16 protein-coding genes are annotated in these 21,996 nt (G+C 43.4%); 1 reads left to right on the plus strand and 15 read right to left on the minus strand.

Annotated features, from left to right (window positions below):
• Window positions 1-417: 417 nt before the first annotated feature.
• From HMPREF0106_RS02040 to HMPREF0106_RS01975, 14 genes are all read right to left on the minus strand, one after another.
• Window positions 418-1,245 carry a nucleotidyl transferase AbiEii/AbiGii toxin family protein gene (locus tag HMPREF0106_RS02040; RefSeq protein WP_009041102.1) on the minus strand — a complete coding sequence of 276 codons (828 nt, stop codon included), beginning with the start codon at window positions 1,243-1,245 and terminating at the stop codon, window positions 418-420.
• On the minus strand, window positions 1,242-1,868 hold the full coding sequence (locus HMPREF0106_RS02035) for a hypothetical protein (RefSeq protein ID WP_009041103.1): 627 nt from the start codon (window positions 1,866-1,868) through the stop codon (window positions 1,242-1,244). The genes HMPREF0106_RS02040 and HMPREF0106_RS02035 overlap by 4 nt, the downstream gene beginning before the upstream one ends.
• Window positions 1,869-2,038: 170 nt before the next feature.
• Window positions 2,039-2,716: a vitamin B12 dependent-methionine synthase activation domain-containing protein gene (locus tag HMPREF0106_RS02030; RefSeq protein WP_009041104.1), complete on the minus strand. Its 678-nt coding sequence runs from the start codon at window positions 2,714-2,716 to the stop codon at window positions 2,039-2,041.
• Entirely contained in the window at window positions 2,709-3,719 is a 1,011-nt protein-coding gene (locus HMPREF0106_RS02025; protein WP_009041105.1) for a methylcobamide--CoM methyltransferase, read from the minus strand. Before HMPREF0106_RS02025 ends, HMPREF0106_RS02030 begins: the two co-directional genes overlap by 8 nt.
• Before the next feature lie 151 nt (window positions 3,720-3,870).
• On the minus strand, window positions 3,871-4,305 hold the full coding sequence (gene rpiB, locus HMPREF0106_RS02020) for a ribose 5-phosphate isomerase B (protein ID WP_004297448.1): 435 nt from the start codon (window positions 4,303-4,305) through the stop codon (window positions 3,871-3,873).
• Window positions 4,305-6,314, minus strand: coding sequence for a transketolase family protein (locus HMPREF0106_RS02015; RefSeq protein WP_009041106.1), 2,010 nt, complete (start codon window positions 6,312-6,314; stop codon window positions 4,305-4,307). Before HMPREF0106_RS02015 ends, rpiB begins: the two co-directional genes overlap by 1 nt.
• A gap of 142 nt (window positions 6,315-6,456) precedes the next feature.
• Complete coding sequence (locus tag HMPREF0106_RS02010; RefSeq protein WP_009041107.1) at window positions 6,457-8,001, minus strand: alpha-N-arabinofuranosidase; 1,545 nt, start codon at window positions 7,999-8,001, stop codon at window positions 6,457-6,459.
• Between the two features lie 131 nt (window positions 8,002-8,132).
• Complete coding sequence (locus HMPREF0106_RS02005; protein WP_032851640.1) at window positions 8,133-10,535, minus strand: glycoside hydrolase family 127 protein; 2,403 nt, start codon at window positions 10,533-10,535, stop codon at window positions 8,133-8,135.
• A 141-nt stretch (window positions 10,536-10,676) separates the two neighbouring features.
• Complete coding sequence (locus tag HMPREF0106_RS02000) at window positions 10,677-12,272, minus strand: xylulokinase (protein ID WP_009041109.1); 1,596 nt, start codon at window positions 12,270-12,272, stop codon at window positions 10,677-10,679.
• A gap of 102 nt (window positions 12,273-12,374) precedes the next feature.
• On the minus strand, window positions 12,375-13,901 hold the full coding sequence (gene araA / locus HMPREF0106_RS01995) for an L-arabinose isomerase (RefSeq protein WP_009041110.1): 1,527 nt from the start codon (window positions 13,899-13,901) through the stop codon (window positions 12,375-12,377).
• Between the two features lie 45 nt (window positions 13,902-13,946).
• A complete protein-coding gene (locus HMPREF0106_RS01990; protein ID WP_009041111.1) occupies window positions 13,947-14,633 on the minus strand; it encodes an L-ribulose-5-phosphate 4-epimerase in 687 nt (228 codons plus the stop codon).
• A gap of 5 nt (window positions 14,634-14,638) precedes the next feature.
• Complete coding sequence (locus HMPREF0106_RS01985) at window positions 14,639-15,355, minus strand: NUDIX hydrolase (protein WP_049703387.1); 717 nt, start codon at window positions 15,353-15,355, stop codon at window positions 14,639-14,641.
• A gap of 136 nt (window positions 15,356-15,491) precedes the next feature.
• Window positions 15,492-17,186, minus strand: coding sequence for a sodium:solute symporter (locus HMPREF0106_RS01980; RefSeq protein ID WP_009041112.1), 1,695 nt, complete (start codon window positions 17,184-17,186; stop codon window positions 15,492-15,494).
• 25 nt (window positions 17,187-17,211) lie between these two features.
• Window positions 17,212-18,351: an aldose epimerase family protein gene (locus HMPREF0106_RS01975; protein ID WP_004297460.1), complete on the minus strand. Its 1,140-nt coding sequence runs from the start codon at window positions 18,349-18,351 to the stop codon at window positions 17,212-17,214.
• A gap of 375 nt (window positions 18,352-18,726) precedes the next feature.
• Here HMPREF0106_RS01975 and HMPREF0106_RS01970 point away from each other — a divergent pair, with 375 nt between their 5' ends.
• Window positions 18,727-20,709: an alpha-L-arabinofuranosidase C-terminal domain-containing protein gene (locus HMPREF0106_RS01970; RefSeq protein ID WP_008648244.1), complete on the plus strand. Its 1,983-nt coding sequence runs from the start codon at window positions 18,727-18,729 to the stop codon at window positions 20,707-20,709.
• 119 nt (window positions 20,710-20,828) lie between these two features.
• On the opposite strand, the gene galK is transcribed toward HMPREF0106_RS01970, so the two are convergent.
• Window positions 20,829-21,983, minus strand: a complete 1,155-nt coding sequence (gene galK, locus HMPREF0106_RS01965) for a galactokinase (RefSeq protein WP_004297463.1) — start codon at window positions 21,981-21,983, stop codon at window positions 20,829-20,831.
• Between the last annotated feature and the right edge of the window lie 13 nt (window positions 21,984-21,996).

Below are 21,996 nucleotides of genomic sequence, written 5' to 3' on the forward strand. Positions count from 1 at the left end.
TGTCAATGCCAATAAACCATTTCTTTTCCATATTTTTTGCACTATTAAAGGGTTAACCATAGGTTGAACAAACTATATCCTTTAATAGGCCAACGACCTAAAATTCTAATTGGATCTGTTCAACTGATAAGGAAAGAAGGACTAATTCCGTGGATAGGGCTTCTGCCTAGAGGACACAATGGGTCACCTACTTTCCTTGGTTAACTTGTTTTAACCACAAAGGTAATATTTCAACCTTTATTTTTCACAGTGCAAATCTAAAGGAGGACGCAGAGGACACAGGTCTTTTGTTATTAGATAATAATCTCCGTGTCCTCTGCGTCCTCTGTGGTGAAACTATTTTCTGCGAAAACAATTCTCATACGTACACAGCCCGCAAGTATATTCCAGCTTACGGATATGAGAACTATTGCAATCTTACTCAAACTTTATCATATCAGCTAACTGAACGAAGTAATCATTTGACCAAATATCCAATTCTTTGGGATTTTTGACAAAAGGCAGCACGTCACTCTTTACCTGATTGATGTTTGCCGAGGATAATCTGTCTTTCAATTGGGCCACAAATGAATCTTTATCAATTTCTTTATTGTTGAATTGGCGGACACGTTCGGCTAGATGAACGAAGTCAAGAGGAACATTGTGGCGGATATACCATTCAAAGTCGTACCAGTCCCGACCTTTTACCCTGTTTTTCCAAGTACGATATACCAGTGCGTGCATTTTTCCGGCAAATAAATCCGGAAGAACAAAGCAACGGGTCATAAAGGAATGTGGTTGTAAAAGCAATTTCTGCTCTGTCCGAAACTTCAAAGGAGGGTGGGTGTCAACCTCTATCTTGATTTTTATGGATTTATCTGTCTGAAAAGAGACATCATAAACATCGGTATTGTCTTTTAAAAAGGCAGATTCCACCTTTCCAAAGCTTGCCTTATCTTTCTTCTTAATATCCACCAGCCTGCCAACGATTGCAAACTCATCTATAATAGGTTGAAAATATTTTGTGAAATCAAATTTATCATCAGGAATCAAAAGAGAAAAATCCATGTCCTCACTGAAACGCTGAAGGCCATGGAAAATCCGAAGGCAAGTACCACCATAGAAGGTGGCCACACCAAAGAAACCACCATTATAAAGACCGGCAAGTATCACTTGTTGGTTTACTTCAAAAATAGCATTACGCTTCTTTTGTTCAGTAGACAAGTCGTATGCAGAAAGCATATTATCATAAATCTCATTTTTCATTTTTTCATTAATCTAAGTAGTGTTTTTATCGATTCGGCTTTTTTGCCAATCTCAATATACTTTTCAAATATGCTTGTGTTCATCTGCTTGAAATCTTCTATTTCCATCCGGATATCTTCTGCCAAATAAACTTCCGCGTCCTTCAGATAGCGAAGATTCACATTAGGGGAATTAGCTATCAAATCACATAACGCCTTTTCGGGAGTAGCTATAACAAAAGCATATCCATCCTGTTTGATACTTGACAGACCAATAGAAAAGGTTTCTCTTGGCATATAAATATATTCGAATCTTCCTATCGGAGTATCAAAATCTCTGGAATGTTTCAGGGTCATTGATTGCGTGGTATATACTGCTTCAGGTATCAGCCCGTAATAGCGTAGAGCCGACGACAGGGAAACGTATGAGGGAGCATAAAGATGATTGGCTATCAATTCCGTAGACAATGCCTTTCCTGTTATTTCCGGGTTGCATACATATAAGCCTCTCTTGAGACGGATGATTTCTCCGTCCCTCTCAAGTAACCTGACTTTCTGATTTCCTCCTTTAAGATGCGGATAAAGTGATTCCAGCATGGGAGTCGTCACAGGTATATTGCCTAATCTTGATAATACATTGTTCATACTACAAAGGTAGTAATTTTCTGAATAATAAAATATATATAATATGTTTTTCTGTTCAATTTATATCTATTTTTAGAAGGGCAAAGCAAGAAGTGTATGTAAACCAAATTTAGAATAACTTGTTTACGCCCTATTTTTCCTCTGTGTCCTCTGCGTCCTCTGTGGTGAAACTATTTTCTGCGAAAACAATTCTCATACGTACACAACCCGCAAGTATATTCCAGCTTACGGACATGAGAACCCACTCCAATAATACCACTTACAGATTTGATGGGAATCATCAGGCTGGAATCTGTCAACTGAATACCACAGGGCGAAGCTACCGGAAATAAGGAGAATAGTTTTTGTTGTTCCGATACGTGCCATCCGCAATAACCGGGGCTGTATCTGTTAGTGTGCTTCCAACCTCTCTTTTCGATAAATGTAGCCAACTCCTCTTCCATGCAATCAGCAGTCTTTTCTGCAATGATGCTCCCCAATGAGTCTGCTATATATGCTTTCACCATGTCGTCCTCTTGCTGAAGCAGATGTTGAAACTCCTCAAATTCAACTCCCGCAGTGGCGGTAAAAAAGGCAAAGGCTTCCGAACCCCGTAGTTGGCGGGCAATGGTTTTACCGATTGTGAGAACCGTATCTTTTACAGTCAGTGTTGCTTTTTCAGTGTCAAGCAGTCCGTCAGTGAGGAAAAAGAAAAAACGGGGACGAAGAAGGGGAGTGATACGGTCAAGTAACGTATTTATTTCTTCTATGACCATTCCATCCGGCATAGAATCTTTATATCCCATCGCCTCGTATATATCGGACGATGGGATTTGCAGTTTCTGGTAAGTAAGTTCCTGTTCAACCATTATTGAACTCTTCCAATGCGGTATAAAATACGTCTATATTAACAGAAGGCGTATGTGGCGGAATATCACAACCACTTGACAATACGAAGTTCGGATATGCACGGGTAGCCTCTAATAGTTGCAAAGTCGCTTCTTTCATAGTCTCCGGACCTGCCATCTTGAAAAGGCTCACCGGGTCCAGATTTCCCATTGCCAGTGCATCGGCCGGAACCTCTTTCAACGCTTCCTCCATCTTAATTTTATTCCCGAAGTGGTAAGCGGCTGCACCGGTATAAACCATCGCTTGTGTGCAATTCCCTGTGTTTCCGCAATTATGAAGTACTACGGCAAAGTGATCATCCTGTACCTTCTCTATTATTTCCTTCACGAATAAAGAAGAATATTGCAGGCAATCTTCGTTGGATAACAGTCCTGCAGCAGGTTCAGCCATGACTACACCGTTCACACCGGTTGCTTTCAATGCCATGCAATAGCGGGTGATGAAGTCACTGCATTTTCTTAATAACGTATTGGCTGCATCGGGGTTAATGTAAATCAGCATCATGATTTCCGACATATCATACAAACGTCCGGCCAGCGAATAAGGACCGATGCAACCGGCAAAAACCGGACGGTCTGTTACATTTCTGGCTGTCAGCATATTCGCTTTAAGATATTCCGGGATTCTTCCTTTATTCAACACCGGAACTTCCAACTTTTCAATAGCAGCTTCATCCGCTAGCAAACGGCCGGACACACTGGGCACCTCATTTTCCGGAAAGATAATCTCTGCCCCGAAAGCTTCCGCTTCTACCGTCAGATCCATGATAACGGTTGCTGCCGCAGCCGGATACTTGTCACAAAGAGCCTTGATAGCCTCATAATGAACCTGTCCGTTTGTCACTGCATCATGCACTGTTTTTCCGATAAATTCGATACCCGGATGTGTCATGATCGGAATTGCAATCGTTTCCTTACGTTGGATCGTTTGGCTGATCCATTCTTTCATATTCAGTTTACCCATAATTTCAGTTTTTAATATCGTCTTGTAATAAAGACGAAGTTGCCCTTCTTTTGTAATCTCGTATATGATAAAATCTTATACCGGTATAAAAATAAAGCTGCCCTTCAAAAAGAAGAACAGCTTTACACCTTATTTGATTTATCTTCGAGCTTTATTTTACCGGAATCTTATCAATACGGTTCTGATGGCGTCCGCCGTCAAATTTGGTAGAGAAGAACTCTGTCAAAATCATGTCCGCTTCTTCAGTGCTGATGAAGCGTCCCGGCATAACCAATACATTAGCGTCATTGTGCTGACGAGCCAAGTGTGCGATTTCTGCATTCCAGCAGAGAGCAGCACGAACCCCTTGGTGCTTGTTCAGCGTCATATTGATTCCGTTTCCACTGCCACAGATAGCGATACCGGGATAACATTCTCCCGATTCCACTGCAAGAGCCAGCGGATGAGCATAATCCGGATAGTCTACGCTTGCGGTAGAGTTAGTTCCGAAATCCTTGTAAGCCCAGCCTTTTGCTTCCAGCCAGCCGCGAACATATTCTTTCAGTTCAAAACCGGCATGGTCGCATGCTAATCCGATTGTTTTCATTAGAGCATTGCTTTTACTTGATTATATACGTTCTCGGCAGTAAATCCAAGTTTCTCATCCAATACTTTATAAGGAGCAGAGAAACCGAAAGATTCCAATCCCCAAACTTTACCGTGGCAACCTACCAGACCTTGAAGAGTGACAGGCAGGCCGGCAGTCATACCGAAAATCTTCGCATCTGCCGGAAGGATAGCTTCCTGATATTCTTTCGGTTGGTTGCGGAACAGACCTTCAGACGGAGCAGATACAATGCGTACCTTCACGCCATCTTTGCGAAGCAACTCTGTGCCGGCTACTAATGTAGACACTTCAGAACCTGAAGCTACCAGGATAACATCCGGATTTTCGTCGGAACCTGCTACGATATAAGCACCCTTGGCTGCTTGTTCGTAATCTGTTCCTGCCGGTAAATTGACAATATTCTGGCGAGAGAAGATCAATCCTGTCGGAGTAGACATATTTTCCATAGCAAGTTTCCAAGCGATGGTTGTCTCTTCTGCATCAGCCGGACGAAGTACCAACATAGAGTTGTGTCCCTTATGATTTTTCAGTTTTTCCATCAGGCGGATTTGTGCTTCCTGTTCTACCGGTTCGTGAGTAGGACCGTCTTCACCTACGCGGAATGCGTCGTGTGTCCAGATGAATTTCACCGGTTGTTCCATCAAAGCAGCCATACGTACGGCAGGTTTCATGTAATCGGAGAATACGAAGAATGTACCGCAAGCAGCGATCACACCACCGTGGAGAGACATACCGATACAGATACAAGCCATTGACAGTTCGGATACACCTGCCTGGAAGAATGCTCCGCTGAAATCACCTTTCTTGAAAGAATGAGTCTTTTTCAGGAAACCGTCAGTCTTGTCAGAGTTAGAAAGGTCGGCAGAGGCAACGATCATGTTTTCTACCTGTGTAGCAAGTGCGCCCAATACGGTTGCAGATGCAGCACGAGTAGCGCTACCTGCTTTCTGTTCGATAGCAGCCCAGTCCACTTTCGGAGCTTTGCCCGAGAAGAAGAGTTCCAGTTTTGCTGCCAGTTCCGGGTTTGCTTTCGCCCATGCAGCTTTCTTTGCATACTTTTCAGCAACGATCTTCTTCAGTTCTTCTGCACGTTTTGCATACAGTTCGGCTACTTCCGGGAATATAACGAACGGGTTAGTAGGATCACCACCCAGATTCTTGATTGTATTTACATAAGCGTCGCCACCGAGAGGAGCACCGTGTGTAGCGCAGTTAGCTTCATAGCTGCTGCCGTCTGCCTTGCGTGCACCTTTACCCATTACGGTTTTACCGATAATCAGTGTCGGACGTTCTTTTTCAGCCTGTGCTTCTTTGATTGCCGCACGGATTTCGTCAGGATCATTACCGTTGATACTAAGTACGTTCCATCCCCATGCTTCATATTTCATGGCAGTATCTTCAACGGTTACGTCTTTCGTTTCTGTAGAAAGCTGAATATCGTTGGAGTCATAGAACATAATCAGGTTGTCCAATCCCAGTGCACCGGCAATACGTCCGGAACCTTGAGAGATTTCTTCCTGAATACCACCGTCAGAGATGTAAGCGTAAATGGTCTGATTCATCACCTCGTCGAAACGGGCTTTCAAGAATTTGGCAGCGATAGCAGCACCTACTGCAAAAGTGTGTCCCTGTCCCAGCGGACCGGAAGTATTTTCGATGCCACGCATGATGTCCACTTCAGGATGTCCCGGAGTAGGGCTTCCCCATTGACGGAATTCTTTCAGCTCGTCCAGCGTGAATTTTCCTGTCAATGCCAACGTAGAATAAAGCATCGGAGACATGTGGCCCGGGTCGAGGAAGAAGCGGTCACGTCCTTCCCAACGGGGATTTTCAGGATCGTATACTAGAAACTCAGAGAAGAGTACATTTACAAAATCAGCACCACCCATGGCGCCACCCGGGTGACCGGAATTGGCTTTCTCAACCATTGAAGCAGCAAGAATACGGATGTTATCCGCTGCACGATTCATAAGTTTGTTATCGTTCATATCATTAAAATTTAATTGATTTCTGTCAGATTGTTCGCAAAGATAACTCTTTATGTGGATTTAACAATCCAAAAGAGCTATCTTTTTTATCGACAATTTTACGGTCTTCTTGTTTGTGATACAATAAGTAATTGCTCTAAAATTACTGTAACTCTAAAGTAACAATGGACTTAGCAGGAAGTTTTACCTTCATTGTACCTTTATTGATTTTTACCTCTTTGAAAGGTGCCGGTTTTACAATATTAGGTTTTTCAAAAGAATTGTAATCGGTCAGTTTGGAAGCGGTCAGAATCTCTCCGATAGCTTTCTTGGCTTTCGTATCACCCAGATTGATGGTGATTTCCTGCGCTTCATCAGCATCTACATTGGAAAGAGAAATATGGATCACCCCATCTTTATTTTTGGAAGCTGTGGCGCTCACCATCGGTACAGTGCGGTTATCACGTACACTTATCTTTTCGCAGGTCAGGTCGATAGGAAGATAAGTGGCATCCTGGTGTACTTTATACATCTTGAAGACATAATAAGTAGGCGTCAATACCATTTCTTTGTCTTTCGTCAGAATCATCGATTGAAGTACGTTGACAATTTGTGCGATATTTGCCATCTTCAGGCGGTCTGTATATTTATGGAATACATCAAGACTTAAAGAAGCCACGAAAGCATCACGCAACGTGTTCTGCTGATACAGATGTCCTTTGATGGTTCCGGGTTCCTCATCCCACCAGGTTCCCCATTCGTCCAGTAAGAGAGCGATTTTTTTGTCCTTGTCATATTTATCCATGATGGTACAATGTTTCTTGAGTACATCTTCCACTTCCAGACATTTGCCCATCGTCCAGTAATAATCATCCTTGTTGAATTGAGTGGCTGATCCTTTGCTGCCACTCCATCCGGTTACGGTATAATAGTGCAGAGAAAGACCGTCCATCCGGTGTCCTACGCGATTCATCAATACATCTGTCCATTTGTAATCATAGTCACTTGCGCCACTGGCAATCTTGAACAGACGGTTGCCGTCATAATTGCGGCAATAAGTAGAATAACGACGATATAAGTCTGCGTAATATTCCGGACGCATGCTGCCACCGCACCCCCAGCTTTCATTTCCTACGCCGAGATATTTCAATTTCCATGCTTTGTCGCGACCATTCTTACGGCGAAGGTTGGCCATAGGCGAGTCTCCGTCAGAAGTCATATATTCCACCCATTTGGCAAGCTCTTCCACTGTGCCGCTACCTACATTTCCACTCACGTATGGTTCGCAACCCAGCATTTCGCAAAGATTCAAAAACTCGTGTGTTCCGAAACTGTTGTCTTCAATGGTACCGCCCCAGTTGTTGTTCACCATCTTCGGACGGTTCTCTTTCGGACCAATGCCGTCCATCCAGTGGTATTCATCGGCAAAGCATCCGCCCGGCCAGCGAAGAACGGGAACGGACAAGTCTTTCAGTGCATTGAATACGTCTGTGCGATATCCCTTGATATTAGGAATATTCGAGTTTTCGCCTACCCAAAGACCGCCGTAGATACATGAACCCAGGTGTTCGGCAAACTGGCCGTAAATTTCCTTCGGTATGATTTCTTTGCCTTGGTCGGCATGTACGGTTATGGTAGCACTCTTTTGTGCAGAAAGAGATACAGATGCTGCCAGAAAAGCCGTGCTGACTAATAGTTTTGCTTTCATAAATGGTATTTGTTTAATGATTATTTTTTACCACAGATTACGCAGATTATCACAGATTGATTTTATTCTGACTACTATCATGTTATAACCCATAAATAATCTGTGTTAATCCGTGTAATCTGTGGTGACTTCTATTTTAGTAAACGAACTTCATAAACGGCAGAGGTCCATTCCGTCCCGTCAGGGATAAAACGTATCGGACAACTACCCGTATTCAATTTTTGAGGCAAAACGTATGAAAGGGTTATGAAACCGTCTTTATCCGCTTCACTGACAGTTGGATGAATAGCCAACTTTTCGTTATTCAAAAGAATAGCCACTTTATTGCGGTCATCTTTCCGTACCGTAATCAGGAGGCGGCTTGCTTCTTCTTTCACTTTCAACTGATAGCCGAACCAACCTTTAGCACGTCGGAAATGCCGGTCTTTATTCGTCCCTGTTTCTGCCTGCTCATACTGGATGCCATGATCAGACTCCGGCTGCTGTTCGCCAGGGAAGATCAGGTCAATGGTTTGATTAGCTAATTCCGTTGCTTTTCGTTCAGCCGTTGCCATCTCTTCCTGAATCGCTTTAAACTGCTCTTCGCTTGCCTGTCGGAAATAAACGGCATAACGGGAATTATGCAGGCGGAAGAACGGGACGAGTTCCAATGCTTTGCCTTGTGCAGGATAAACCTCTCCGTTATAGCTGAAAGTAATCCGGCTATTCTGTTCTTTCTGAAGAGATTTGCAGATTGAATCTGGATTTCCTATCAGCATCGGGACTTCTTGCAAAGGAATTTGTTTGCCATGAGCGATATGTCCGCCACGGCTGTCATCGGCATATAAACCGTCAAGATGTTCTGTGCCTGTGGAAGCTGCAAGAACGATCGGACCATATAAGAAAGCATAATAATCTTTCTTGTCGGGAATCTGTTCCACGCTGACTTTCATAGGCAAGTGGAAAGTAACGACATCTCCTTTTTTCCATTTGCGGGAGAGAGGAAGATATTGGTTACCTTTTGCCATAATGAACATTTTTCTTTTTCCATTGATGCTGACGCTATATCCTTTGGATTGGTTCGCCCATTCCGGAATACGTATCATTAAAGTACGTTTTTTCTTAGGCGCTTCATCTATTCGCAAAGTTACCTTGCCGTCATCAGGGAAACAGGTTTCCTGTGTCAAAGTAATGCCTTGCTCTTTCCAGGTCAGTTGTGAAGGAATGAAGAGATTGACATAAAGAGTGTCTTTCCGATACGCATAGATAAATTCACCGTATTTGGTATGATTCTCCAAGCCTGAACCTACACAGCACCACATGGATGTTTCCGGTTGTGAGTACACACGATAGTGTCCCGGACGCATAGGAGTGAAGTAGACAAATCCACCTTTATCCGGCTCTTGTGACGCTAGAATATGATTGTAAAGCGCACGTTCGTAATAGTTTACGTAGTTGGGATCAGGTTCGTTTGTTTGATTCGGATTGTGAGAATTCTGATAAAGCATTTTGGTAAGACGGAGCATGTTGTAAGTATTACAGGTCTCCGGTCCTTGAACGTCGTTCAGCATGGACGTGAAGTTATCCGACGGATGGAAATGTTCGCGGACGCTATTTCCTCCGATGCAGACAGAACGGTGATTGACTACCGTGTTCCAGAAAAAACGGGCGGCATGATCCCATTCTGCAGCATGATTCCAATTCTTGTCGTCTTGTGAAAGTTCGGCTATTCGCTTGTAGCCGATCACTTTCGGAATCTGTGTGTTGGCGTGCATCCCCGTCAATTTGTCTTCTTCTTTGATAAGCGGGTCTAAGATGAGCTTGTGAGAGAAACGGCGTGCCAGTTCCAGATACTTCTTGTCGCCTGTGATTTCGGCTACGTCAGCGAACGTTTCGTTTAATCCGCCATGTTCGCTACGAAGCATATCCTGCATTTGTTCGTCGCTCAAGCCGGAAGTGATATCGATCATCCAATCTGTAAAAGCGATAAGCATTTGGCGTGCAAGGTCGCTTCCTGCATAGAGATATGCATCCCGCAATCCGGCGTAAGTCTTATGTATATTGTATAGAGGCACCCATTTGCCGTTAAGGTCGAAACCTCCGGCACGGATCTTTCCTGCTTTTATATCTTTCCAAAGTTGAAGGCTTCCCGGAGTTCCTCCGATGAATCCTGTGCCGACAGTTTGTTGTGCCCGGTTCAACTCATTCAGCATGTAGTTGAGGCGATTATAGACTGCGGTATCTCCGGTGGCGGCATACATCATGGAAAGTGCGGATAAATAATGTCCGCCGATATGTCCGTCCAATCCGGTATTTTCCCAATTGGTGTAGCTGGGGGCTTTAGGCTGTAACCCTGCTTCGCGGAGAAAAGGAGCGAGCAGACGGTCGGGGTCTAATGCAAGTATGTAATGTAAATCAGTCTGTTGAGCTTGCAGAAACGGACTATCCAATAGTTTCACATTCTGTAAAGGGAAGTAAGACACTTGTGGGGCGTTTTGAGCTTTGCCCAGTGAGATGGACAGCACAAGTGCAAGTATGAACGAGGTGGTTTTCATGATAATAGTCTCCCCATCTCCCTCTCCAAAAGAGGAGAGGGGTGGAGATAATTAATGTTAATACTTAGTTAGAATTGGCTCTTGATAAACAGCGATTTATCGGCAATCTCTGATGAACAACAATGGATTGCCGACTGTCAATTATTTAAATTTGACTGCTGCCTCTTCGATAGGCAATCCTGCCTTGTAATTTTCGATGTATGCATTGAAGCCGGCTACATCTTCGGGCGTAGGTGATACCTCGATACCCGCGTCACCGACAAATACGCTTTCATCCAGAAAATCGGCAAGAGATTGTTTCTTTTCATTGTTCACGAGGTAAGAACCTAACAGGGCAATACCCCAGGCACCACCTTCACCGGCTGTTTCCATCACGGAAATAGGCGAGTTGATGGCTGCAGCAAGTATTCTTTGGCCTACTCCCTTTGTTCTGAATAATCCTCCGTGACCAGTAATTCTGTCCACTTTGATTTTTTCTTCGTTGAACAGGATGTCGTTACCAATCTTGAGTACTCCTACCGAAGCATACAAGTGAGTCCGCATAAAGTTTGCCAGGTTGAACTTGTCATTTGCCGAACGTACAAACAAAGGTCTTCCGTCAGCAAGTCCTGTTACAGGCTCGCCTGAAATATAATTGTATGAAAGCAAACCTCCACAATCAGTATCACCAGTGAGCGCAATATTGTAGAGTTTACTATAGATTTCATCCATATCTACAGGTATGCCCAGAAGCTCCTGGTATTCCTTGAACAAGTTAACCCATGCGTTGAGATCAGAAGTGCAGTTGTTGCAATGCACCATGGCTACCAGACTTCCGTCAGGAGTTGTCACCATGTCAATCATTTCGTATGGCTTCGACAGTTCTTTCTCCAATACAATCATTGAGAATGAAGAGGTACCTGCGGATACATTTCCGGTACGTTGTTTGACTGCGTTAGTCGCAACCATTCCGGTACCTGCGTCTCCTTCCGGCGGACAAACCGGTATTCCTGCCTTCAAATGACCCGATGCATCGAGTTTTTTACTTCCTTCCGGAGTGAGGACACCGGCATTTTCACCAGCTGACAATACTTTAGGCAGAATATCTTCCAGTTTCCAGTTATATTCTTTCGGAGCAATCAGTTTGTTGAACTTAGCCACCATTTCAGCCGAATAGTTATGGGTAGTCGGATCAATAGGAAGCATACCTGATGCATCACCTATTCCCAGCACCTTTTCGCCTGTGATCTGCCAATGCACATAACCTGCTAGAGTGGTCAGGAAGTCGATTTCATTAACGTGTGATTCATTGTCTAAAATAGCCTGATACAAGTGGGAAATGCTCCAACGCAGAGGGATATTATAGACAAATAGTTCGGATAAAGCAGCCGCTGCGCGACCTGTATTAGTGTTTCTCCAAGTGCGGAAAGGCACGAGGATTTCTTCTTTTTTGTTGAATGGCATATAACCATGCATCATAGCGCTGACACCGATGGCAGCCAGAGTCTCGATCTCTATGCCGTATGCATTCTTTACGTTAGTACGAAGATCAGCATAACAATCTTGCAGCCCTGACCAGATGGCTTCAATGCTATACGTCCAAAGTCCGTCAACTAACTGGTTTTCCCAAGTGTGGCTACCTTGAGCAATAGGCTTGTTTTCCTGGTCGATCAAGACAGCTTTTATTCGTGTAGAACCGAGTTCTATACCAAGAATTGCTTTACCTGCCTCGATGGTTGATTTTGCATCTAATTTCATGTTGAAATCAATATTTTAAGGTATAACGATCATTATAAAAAAATCAAGTTTCGCAAAAACTTAACGAAATAATTAAGCCATGCGAAACTTGAATAATTGTTTTTAGCAAAGTGCTTTATTCAACATGTAATAAACTTCGTTCATGCGCAGTTCTTTCTTGAAGCAGCTGATCGTAGTATCCTTGTTAATATGCACCATTTCGATACCTGCGATTTCAGCATAATCTTCCCAATATTCTGCTGTCAGGTCGTAAGAGAAGCAAGAGTGGTGAGTTCCACCAGCCAGAATCCATGCACCTGCACCTACTTCAAGGTTTGGCATCGGAATCCAGAGAGCAGAAGCAACCGGCAACTTAGGCAGCGGTTTCGGCTCGATACATTCTACGTCGTTCACGATCAGACGGAAACGGTTACCCATATCTACAACAGTAGCAGTACAGCCTGTACCTACTTTTGAAGTGAAGACCAGACGTGCAGTCTGACTCTTGCGGATACCTATACCGAGGAAGTGTACTTCCAGGCGAGGTTTGTTGGCTGCGATAAGCGGACAGATTTCCAACATGTGTGACTGAAGGATAGAGCTGTTTGCACCATCGAAGTTCAGTGTGTAATCTTCCAGGAATGAACAGCCTTTAGGAAGACCCTGATTCATTACCCATACAGTGCGGTACAGAGCAGCCGATTTCCAGTCACCTTCAGCACCGAATCCATAACCTTCCGCCATCAGACGTTGTGAAGCAAGACCCGGGATTTGATCGAAACCATTGTATTCAATGTCGCCCAAATCGTCGAAGTTGGTAGTAAATCCTTTGGCACCTTTTGCTTTCAGGATAGCACGTATAGCCAGTTCAGCCTTGGCAGCATTCCATACTTTCTGGTAAGCTTCAGTTGATTTATCTTCCAGAGAAGCATCGTGATCGTATTCCTTGAAGTAAGTAGCTACCAATGCATCTACCTCTTCATTTTTGATATCCTTGTGATATTCCATCAATTCGCTTACCGGACAGTAATCTACGTGGTAACCCATACGTTGTTCAGCTTCCACTTTATCACCATCGGTTACAGCTACGTTGTTCATCTGATCGCCGAAACGGATAATCAGCATATCCTGTGAATCTGCCCAACCGGCACAAACACGCATCCAAACGGCAATCTTATGCAAAGTCTCTTCCTCTTTCCAGTAACCTACCACTACTTTACGACGGATACGCATACGGGTGCAGATATGTCCGAATTCGCGGTCACCGTGAGCAGACTGGTTCAGGTTCATGAAATCCATGTCCATTGTATCCCAAGGAATTTCCTTGTTGAATTGAGTATGCAGGTGCAACAAAGGCTTCTTCAACTGTTGCAAGCCGTGAATCCACATTTTAGCAGGAGAGAACGTATGCATCCAAGTGATAACACCGACACACTTTTCGTCATTATTGGCTGCTTTGAAAACAGCTTCCACTTCTTTAGAAGAATTAGCTGTTCCTTTGTATACCACCTTTACAGGAAGTTTACCGGATTCGTTCAATCCGTTAACCATTTCATTAGAGTGTGCATCTACTGCGATTACTGCGTCACCTCCGTACAAAAGCTGTGCTCCTGTTACGAACCATACTTCATATTGATTAAATGCGTTCATAATGTTATTGCTTTAATTGTTATTGTTCTAATTTTTAATCTTTAATTATTTCTGTCCGTAATAAGCATTCGGACCATGCTTGCGGCTGAAATGTTTTTCTATCAGCAGCGGATTCATTGTTAAATTGGGATTCACCGCATAAGCGATACTTGCCATTTTAGCTACCTGTTCCATAACCACAGCATTGTGTACGGCATCATACGCGTCTTTTCCCCAAGAGAAAGGACCATGATTTTTCACCAATACTCCCGGTGTATGTACAGGGTTCAAGCCTTCAAAACGTTTCACTATCACATTACCGGTTTCCAGCTCGTAAGCACCTTTCACTTCCGCTTCTGTCATATCCGCTGTGCAGGGAATGGCATCATGGAAATAATCTGCATGAGTGGTTCCGATATTCGGAATGTCACATCCGGCTTGTGCCCAGGCTGTTGCATAGGTAGAGTGCGTATGTACCACTCCTCCGATCTCCGGAAATGCTTTGTAAAGTATTACGTGAGTAGGAGTATCCGAGGATGGCTTCAGCCGTCCTTCAACGACCTTGCCATCCAGATCCACTACTACCATATCTTCGGCTTTCATATCATCATAACTTACACCACTGGGTTTGATTACTACCAATCCGCTTTCACGGTCGATGGCAGAAACATTTCCCCAAGTAAAGATGACTAATCCATGCTTTACCAATTCGAGATTGGCATGAAATACTTTTTCTTTTAGTTCTTCCAGCATAATGATTATAATTTAAATTTCGGGTCCTTGCGGTAAGCCTTGCTATTGAACTTATATAAGGCAGCACCACGTTTCGAACCCAGTTTGTCAATTTTATCAGTCTTTTCTATATAATCCATTTCAGCCACTCTTTTACGGAAATTCCGTTTATCCATTGTTTCACCGTAAATGGCTTCATATAAACTTTGTAATTGGGATAATGTAAATAGCTTCGGCAATAGATTGAAACCGATGGGCTCTACAGATGCTTTCTGTTTCATCAGTTCCCGTGCTTTTTCTACCATTTCAGGATGGTCGAAGATAAGCGGGGGAAGTTCATTTATATTCACCCAGTAAGCATTGTGTTTCTGAACCTGTTTCCGGTCATACTCATTGATGTTAATCAATGCATAATAAGCCACGGAGATAACCCGTTCACCCGGATCGCGATCGATAGCTCCAAAAGCTCCCACCTGTTCCATGTAAACGTTTTCCAGTCCGGTAAGCTCATGCAATACACGTTTAGCGGCATCATCCACACTTTCATTGTTTTGTACAAATCCTCCCATCAGTGACCATTCACCCATTGCCGGCTCGAAGTTTCTCTTTAACAATAACAGGCTGATTTCCCCTTCGTAGAAACCGAAAATGATACAGTCTATGCCGACATAGAAGGCCGGATTCGAGCTATAATAAACCTTTTCCCGCCCCTTTTCCAAAGAGGGGGAATTAGAGGTTATCATTGGCTCTTGTGAATTATCTTTATCCATTTAGATTGTGATTTTAGTTATAATAAAACAGTCTTTCCGTAGATAAGACTATTTTCAGGCTTCTCTTTCAACCCTTCCTCAAGAGGAGGGTTGAAAGAGAAGCTTATTTTTACCAGAAATACCAGTAGAAAGCAGCAGTAATGGCCAGAATAATTACCGTATGAATAATATCCCAGTGATTCCAGCTTGCACGTGTAGCGGCTTTTTGTTTCTTAGTAGCCGTACCGAATACTAGTCCCTGAATCTTTTCTGCAGTTGGAGCTTCTGTTGCCAGACTGACTACGATTACTACAATAATACAGAACAGGAACATCCATCCACAGAAGAATAACCAGTTCATGTCATAGAACAAATATTTGAATGTAGAATCAGCTACTTCACCTGCGTTGCTATAATATACTTTTGCGCCGAGGCGGGTCAACCCGATTACCATGCCGGAGATCAATCCCCACATACCACCCTGGGCGGAAGTACGTTTCCAGCAGATCCCCAGTAAGAAAGCGGCAGCGATACCTGGTGCCAATACAGACTGAACATCCTGCAAGTAAGTATAAAGTACATCACCTACACTACGCATGATAGGAATCCAAAGAATACCTAAAACAACGATTACAATTGTTGCAATCTGACCGATACCCACCAGCTTCTTTTCCGGAGTTTCCGGTTTGAAACGTTTGTAAAAGTCGATAGTAAACAACATGGCTGATGAGTTAAACAGAGATGCAAGGGAACTCATCAAAGCGGCAAGAATACCACATACTACCAAACCTTTCACGCCCGCAGGAAGTAATTTGGCTACTAATGTCGGGAAGGCGGCATCAGCATTTGCTGTTCCGTTAGCCAGCATCGGTAAGAAACCTTCACCACCGGCACCGATATATTTTTGATGTAATGCAAATGCAATCATACCAGGAATCAAGAAAAGGAATACGGGTAGCAGTTTCAGATAAGCACCGAAAATAGTACCACGACGAGCTTCCATTTCATTTTTACCTGAAAGTACACGTTGTACGATGAACTGGTCGGTACACCAGTACCAGAAACCGATAATAGCCGAACCGATCAAAGCACCCAACCAAGGGAAGTTTGCATCATCGTTGCTACGAATCAGGTTAGTCATTGTATCACCGTAATCATTTACAGTAACAGCGCCGCAGACTCTCATCATTTCGTCCCATCCACCTAATTCTTTGAAACCGAGCACTAGAATTATTAATGATCCTAGCAGTAGGATAGGGGTTTGAAGAACAGAAGTGTAAAGAACTGATTTCATACCACCGAAGATAGTATAAAGCGCAGTTAACACTACCAGACCGATAGCTGCAATCCAGAAGAAATCAATTCCCCAAAGCTCTTTGATACCGAATACTTGTTGGAATACGAGGCCACCGGCATAAACAGTTACGGCTACTTTGGTCAATACATAACTTACAAGAGAAATAACAGATAAAATAGTACGTGATTGAGGATTATAACGACGCTCCAGGAATTCCGGCATTGTATATACCATGCTTCGTGTATAGAAAGGAACGAATACCCATCCCAAAATCAAGATCATCCATCCCTGGATTTCCCAGTGTGCCATAGCCATACCACTGGATGCTCCGGCTCCTGCCAGTCCGATCAAATGTTCCGAACCAATGTTTGATGCAAAGATAGAGGCACCGATTGCAAGCCATGTTGCGTCGCGTCCACCCAAAAAATAATCCGCCGAGTCATTTTGTTTTTGTCTGACTACCCAAACAATAATACCGATCAGAGCCAGAAAAAAGACTCCGATTACTAGCCAATCTAATGCTTCCACAATAAATATGATTTATAAGTTAATATTATTTCTCTACAGAGAATTTGAAAATACATTCGCTATTATAAGTTTGTCCCGGTTCCAGTACAACAGAAGGCCAGTCTGCCTTGTTGGGGCTATCTGGATAGTGTTGTGTTTCCAGGCAGACAGAAGCACGTTGGTTGTAAACGATACCTTTCTTTCCGGTTACGGTTCCATCAAGGAAGTTTCCTGTGTAAACCTGTACACCCGGTTCGTTGGTATATACTTCCAGAGTGATGCCGCTTTCAGGTGAAGTTAGTTTGGCTGCTACTTGAGAAAGATCTCCCTTAGTGTTGAGCACCCAGTTGTGGTCATACCCTTTTCCGTTCTTCAGTTGAACGAAATCATAATTGTTGATCTCTTTGCCTACCGCTTTCGGAGTGGTGAAGTCCATCGGAGTGTCTTTTACCGGAGCGATTTCGCCTGTAGTCATAAAAGTACTGTCTACCGGAGTATAATAGTCTGCGTTCACATACAGTATGTTGTCAGTTGAAGCTTTTGACGGATCACCAGCCAGATTGAAGTAAGAATGGTTGGTCATATTGATGATCGTCTTTTTATCGGTAGTTGCGCTATATTTGATGTCGATAGCGTTGTCTTCAGTTAGTTTATAGGTCACTTTAGCTGTTACATTCCCCGGGAAGTTTTCGTCTCCGTCCGGTGAGACAAGTGTCAGTTCCAACGTTGTCGGATCAATCAGATTAGCTTCATAAACTTTGTATTGCCAACCTTTCGGACCTCCATGCAGGCAGTGGCCGAAATTGTTTTGCGGCAGTTGGATGGTATCACCGTCCAATGCGAAACGTCCCTGGTTGATACGGTTTGCATAGCGTCCGATAGAAGCACCAAAGTCGCTGGGTACATTAATATAGTCAGCAATGCTGTCAAAACCTAAAACTACATCCTGCATCTTACCGTTCTTATCGGGTACCATGACAGACACGATACGTCCTCCGAAGTTAGTGATGCATACTTCCATACCTGCCTTGTTCTTTAAGGTATAAAGAGCTGTTTGGGCATTGTTCACTTCTGTTTGAAATTTTACCGGGTCGAGACCGGACAAGGTCAGCTCGGAAGCCGGCTTGTTATTGCACGCAGCCAGCATCAGCGCGGCAAATCCTGCAAGTAGAAAATGTTTTTTCATGGTTTTATTTTTAATGTAAATGAGATGCTTATCTTATTTTGGGTGTAAAAGTAACACTTTCGTTTGGTGTATCAAATACACTCTTATATGTTGTGCAGCATAAATGGTGTATTTTATGATTTTCCATACACCTTATTATATATAAATGTACGCTTTCCATCCGTTTGTTTTTCATATAATAGAGCGTGCAAATAGGTGCTTTTTAATCTGGTTTCGTATTATAAATATCAGATGCGGATGGAAAATTGTGCAAATGAATGGAATTTGATCCTTTTTGACCGATAAACACCTATTAATGATAAATTTGGGTACGGAGAAAATAGAGAATCTGATTATCTTTGCATTTTAACTATATATAATTTTTTATTGAGAACCATGAGAAGATACGCAAATTTATTGGCAGTATTAGCCTTGTCTACTAACCTTGCCCTTCATGCGCAAACCAATGAGTTGGTGATACAGACGAAGAAGCTGGGTGCAGAAATCCAACCTACTATGTATGGACTCTTTTTTGAGGACATCAACTACGCTGCCGACGGCGGACTTTATGCCGAACTGGTGAAGAATCGTTCCTTTGAGTTTCCACAACACCTGATGGGATGGAAAACGTATGGAAAAGTGTCATTAATGAACGATGGTCCTTTTGAGCGTAATCCGCATTATGTGCGCCTTTCCGACCCCGGACACGCACATAAGCATACCGGATTGGATAACGAAGGTTTCTTCGGCATCGGTGTCAAGAAGGGAGAGGAGTATCGTTTCTCTGTTTGGGCGCGTTTGCCGCAAGGAAGTACGAAAGAAACATTGAGAATCGAACTTGTAGATACCCAATCAATGGGCGAACGTCAGGCACTTGTTGCAGGGAATCTTACGATTGATTCTAAGGACTGGAAAAAATACCAGATGATCTTGAAGCCCGGCAGTACTCATCCGAAATCCGTACTCCGTATTTTCCTTACCTCCAAAGGAACAGTAGATTTGGAGCACGTCTCCCTTTTTCCGGTTGATACCTGGAAAGGACATGAAAATGGGCTTCGTAAAGATTTGGCACAAGCATTGGCGGATATTCATCCCGGAGTCTTCCGCTTTCCCGGTGGTTGTATCGTAGAAGGTACCGACCTGGAGACTCGTTACGACTGGAAAAAATCAGTTGGCCCGGTAGAGAACCGTCCCTTAAATGAAAATCGTTGGCAGTATACTTTTACTCACCGATTCTTCCCTGATTATTATCAAAGCTATGGATTGGGATTCTACGAATATTTCCTGCTGTCTGAAGAAATGGGTGCGGCACCTCTGCCGATTCTGAATTGCGGACTTTCCTGCCAATATCAGAATAATGATCCGAAAGCTCACGTAGCAGTTTGTGATTTGGATAACTATATTCAGGATGCACTCGACCTGATTGAGTTTGCTAATGGAGACGTGAATACTACGTGGGGAAAAGTACGTGCCGATATGGGACATCCTGCTCCGTTTAACCTGAAGTTTATCGGTATCGGTAACGAACAATGGGGGAAAGAATATCCCGAACGTCTCGAACCGTTTATCAAAGCCATTCGTAAAGCTCACCCGGAAATCAAAATAGTAGGTAGCTCCGGTCCGAATTCCGAAGGAAAAGATTTTGATTATCTGTGGCCTGAAATGAAACGTCTGAAAGTTGATTTGGTGGACGAACATTTCTATCGTCCTGAAAGCTGGTTTCTGGCTCAAGGCGCCCGCTATGACAACTACGACCGTAAAGGTCCGAAAGTATTTGCCGGTGAATATGCCTGCCATGGAAAAGGAAAGAAATGGAATCATTACCATGCTGCTTTGCTAGAGGCTGCTTTTATGACCGGATTGGAACGTAATGCTGACATCGTTCACATGGCTACCTATGCTCCGCTTTTCGCTCATGTGGAAGGATGGCAATGGCGTCCTGATATGATTTGGTTCGATAACCTGAACTCTGTGCGTACCACTAGCTATTATGTACAACAACTGTATGCGCAGAATAAAGGAACAAATGTGCTTCCCCTTACCATGAATAAGAAAAATGTAACGGGAGCCGAAGGGCAGAACGGACTCTTTGCCAGTGCTGTTTACGATAAGGATAAGAATGAACTGATTGTAAAGGTTGCCAATACCTCCGCCACAGCTCAACCGATTTCCTTGAATTTTGAAGGATTGAAGAAACAAGATGTACTGTCTAATGGTCGTTGTATCAAACTTCGTTCGCTTGATTTGGATAAGGATAATACACTTGAACAACCTTTTGCCATCGTTCCGCAGGAAACTCCGGTATCTATTGAAGGCAATGTGTTTACTACCGAATTGGAACCCACTACGTTTGCAGTATATAAATTTACGAAGAAATAAGTAGAACTAATTAGATGTTATTAGATTAATAGATTTTAGATTTTTGTTAATTGTAAAAAGTAAGGGCGGCTCCCATCACGGAAGCCGCCCTTCTTAATTATTTAATAACGAATAAATTCTTATTCCAGTCTACGAGAACCGTCACCGATTACTACGTCATACACTTTCGGGCTTCTGCCGAATTTAGCTTTGAAAGCAGCTTTTGTTTTTTCAACGAAGTTATCGTACAACTCATCCTTAACAAGGTTGATAGTACAACCACCGAAGCCGCCACCCATAACGCGTGAACCGGTTACACCGTACTCTTTAGCGCAGTCATTCAGGAAGTCGAGTTCTTCGCAGCTTACTTCGTACAACTTGCTCATGCCGTGATGAGTTTCGTACATCTTCTTACCTACAGTTTCGTAATCATCCTTTTCCAATGCCTCGCAAACATCGAGTACACGTTGGATTTCTTCGATTACATATTCTGCACGCATATAGTCTTCAGCGCTGATATCAGCTTTCGCTTCTTCTAGCATAGCCATTGTACAGTCGCGCAGGAATTCTACGTGCGGATGTTTTTTCTGGATAGCGGCAACAGCAGCTTCACAGCTTTGGCGACGCTTGTTATAAGCAGAAGAAGCCAATTCGTGTTTCACAACTGAATCCATCAGAACCAGACGATAACCTTCCGGATGGAATGGGAAATACTGATACTCCAGTGAACGGCAATCCAGACGGATCAAGCTACCAGCTTTACCGAATACGGAAGCAAACTGGTCCATAATACCGCAGTTCACACCACAGTAATTATGTTCTGTAGCCTGGCCAACTTTAGCCAATTCAAATTTATCTATTTTGTTTTCACCGAACAGTTCGTTCAGTGCGAAAGCATACGTACTTTCCAAAGCGGCAGAAGAAGACATACCTGCACCCAGAGGCACATCACCTGCGAAAGCAGTATTGAATCCCTTCACATCAACGCCACGTTTAATCATTTCACGGCATACACCGAAAATATATCTTGCCCAGCTGGCGCGTGGAGCATCTTCTTCATTCAAACCAAATTCTACATAATCCTTCAAGTCGATAGAGTAAGCCTTTACTTTGTCAGTACCGTTAGGTTTGATTTCAGCAATCATCCCTTTGTCTACCGCTCCCGGAAAAACGAATCCACCGTTGTAGTCAGTGTGTTCACCGATCAGGTTGATACGGCCCGGAGAAGCATATAAAAATCCAGTAGTTCCGTCAAAGTGTTTAATGAATCGACTTCTTACGTATTCTGTATCCATGATATTTATATTT

This window comes from Bacteroides sp. D22, assembly GCF_000163675.1.
GTDB lineage: Bacteria > Bacteroidota > Bacteroidia > Bacteroidales > Bacteroidaceae > Bacteroides > Bacteroides xylanisolvens.

Bases quoted from the DNA above. Each gene is read 5' to 3' on its own strand.
- HMPREF0106_RS02040 (WP_009041102.1), bottom strand. From the start codon at position 1,245: ATGAAAAATGAGATTTATGATAATATGCTTTCTGCATACGACTTGTCT.
- HMPREF0106_RS02035 (WP_009041103.1), bottom strand. From the start codon at position 1,868: ATGAACAATGTATTATCAAGATTAGGCAATATACCTGTGACGACTCCC.
- HMPREF0106_RS02030 (WP_009041104.1), bottom strand. From the start codon at position 2,716: ATGGTTGAACAGGAACTTACTTACCAGAAACTGCAAATCCCATCGTCC.
- HMPREF0106_RS02025 (WP_009041105.1), bottom strand. From the start codon at position 3,719: ATGGGTAAACTGAATATGAAAGAATGGATCAGCCAAACGATCCAACGT.
- rpiB (WP_004297448.1), bottom strand. From the start codon at position 4,305: ATGAAAACAATCGGATTAGCATGCGACCATGCCGGTTTTGAACTGAAA.
- HMPREF0106_RS02015 (WP_009041106.1), bottom strand. From the start codon at position 6,314: ATGAACGATAACAAACTTATGAATCGTGCAGCGGATAACATCCGTATT.
- HMPREF0106_RS02010 (WP_009041107.1), bottom strand. From the start codon at position 8,001: ATGAAAGCAAAACTATTAGTCAGCACGGCTTTTCTGGCAGCATCTGTA.
- HMPREF0106_RS02005 (WP_032851640.1), bottom strand. From the start codon at position 10,535: ATGAAAACCACCTCGTTCATACTTGCACTTGTGCTGTCCATCTCACTG.
- HMPREF0106_RS02000 (WP_009041109.1), bottom strand. From the start codon at position 12,272: ATGAAATTAGATGCAAAATCAACCATCGAGGCAGGTAAAGCAATTCTT.
- araA (WP_009041110.1), bottom strand. From the start codon at position 13,901: ATGAACGCATTTAATCAATATGAAGTATGGTTCGTAACAGGAGCACAG.
- HMPREF0106_RS01990 (WP_009041111.1), bottom strand. From the start codon at position 14,633: ATGCTGGAAGAACTAAAAGAAAAAGTATTTCATGCCAATCTCGAATTG.
- HMPREF0106_RS01985 (WP_049703387.1), bottom strand. From the start codon at position 15,355: ATGATAACCTCTAATTCCCCCTCTTTGGAAAAGGGGCGGGAAAAGGTT.
- HMPREF0106_RS01975 (WP_004297460.1), bottom strand. From the start codon at position 18,351: ATGAAAAAACATTTTCTACTTGCAGGATTTGCCGCGCTGATGCTGGCT.
- HMPREF0106_RS01970 (WP_008648244.1), top strand. From the start codon at position 18,727: ATGAGAAGATACGCAAATTTATTGGCAGTATTAGCCTTGTCTACTAAC.
- galK (WP_004297463.1), bottom strand. From the start codon at position 21,983: ATGGATACAGAATACGTAAGAAGTCGATTCATTAAACACTTTGACGGA.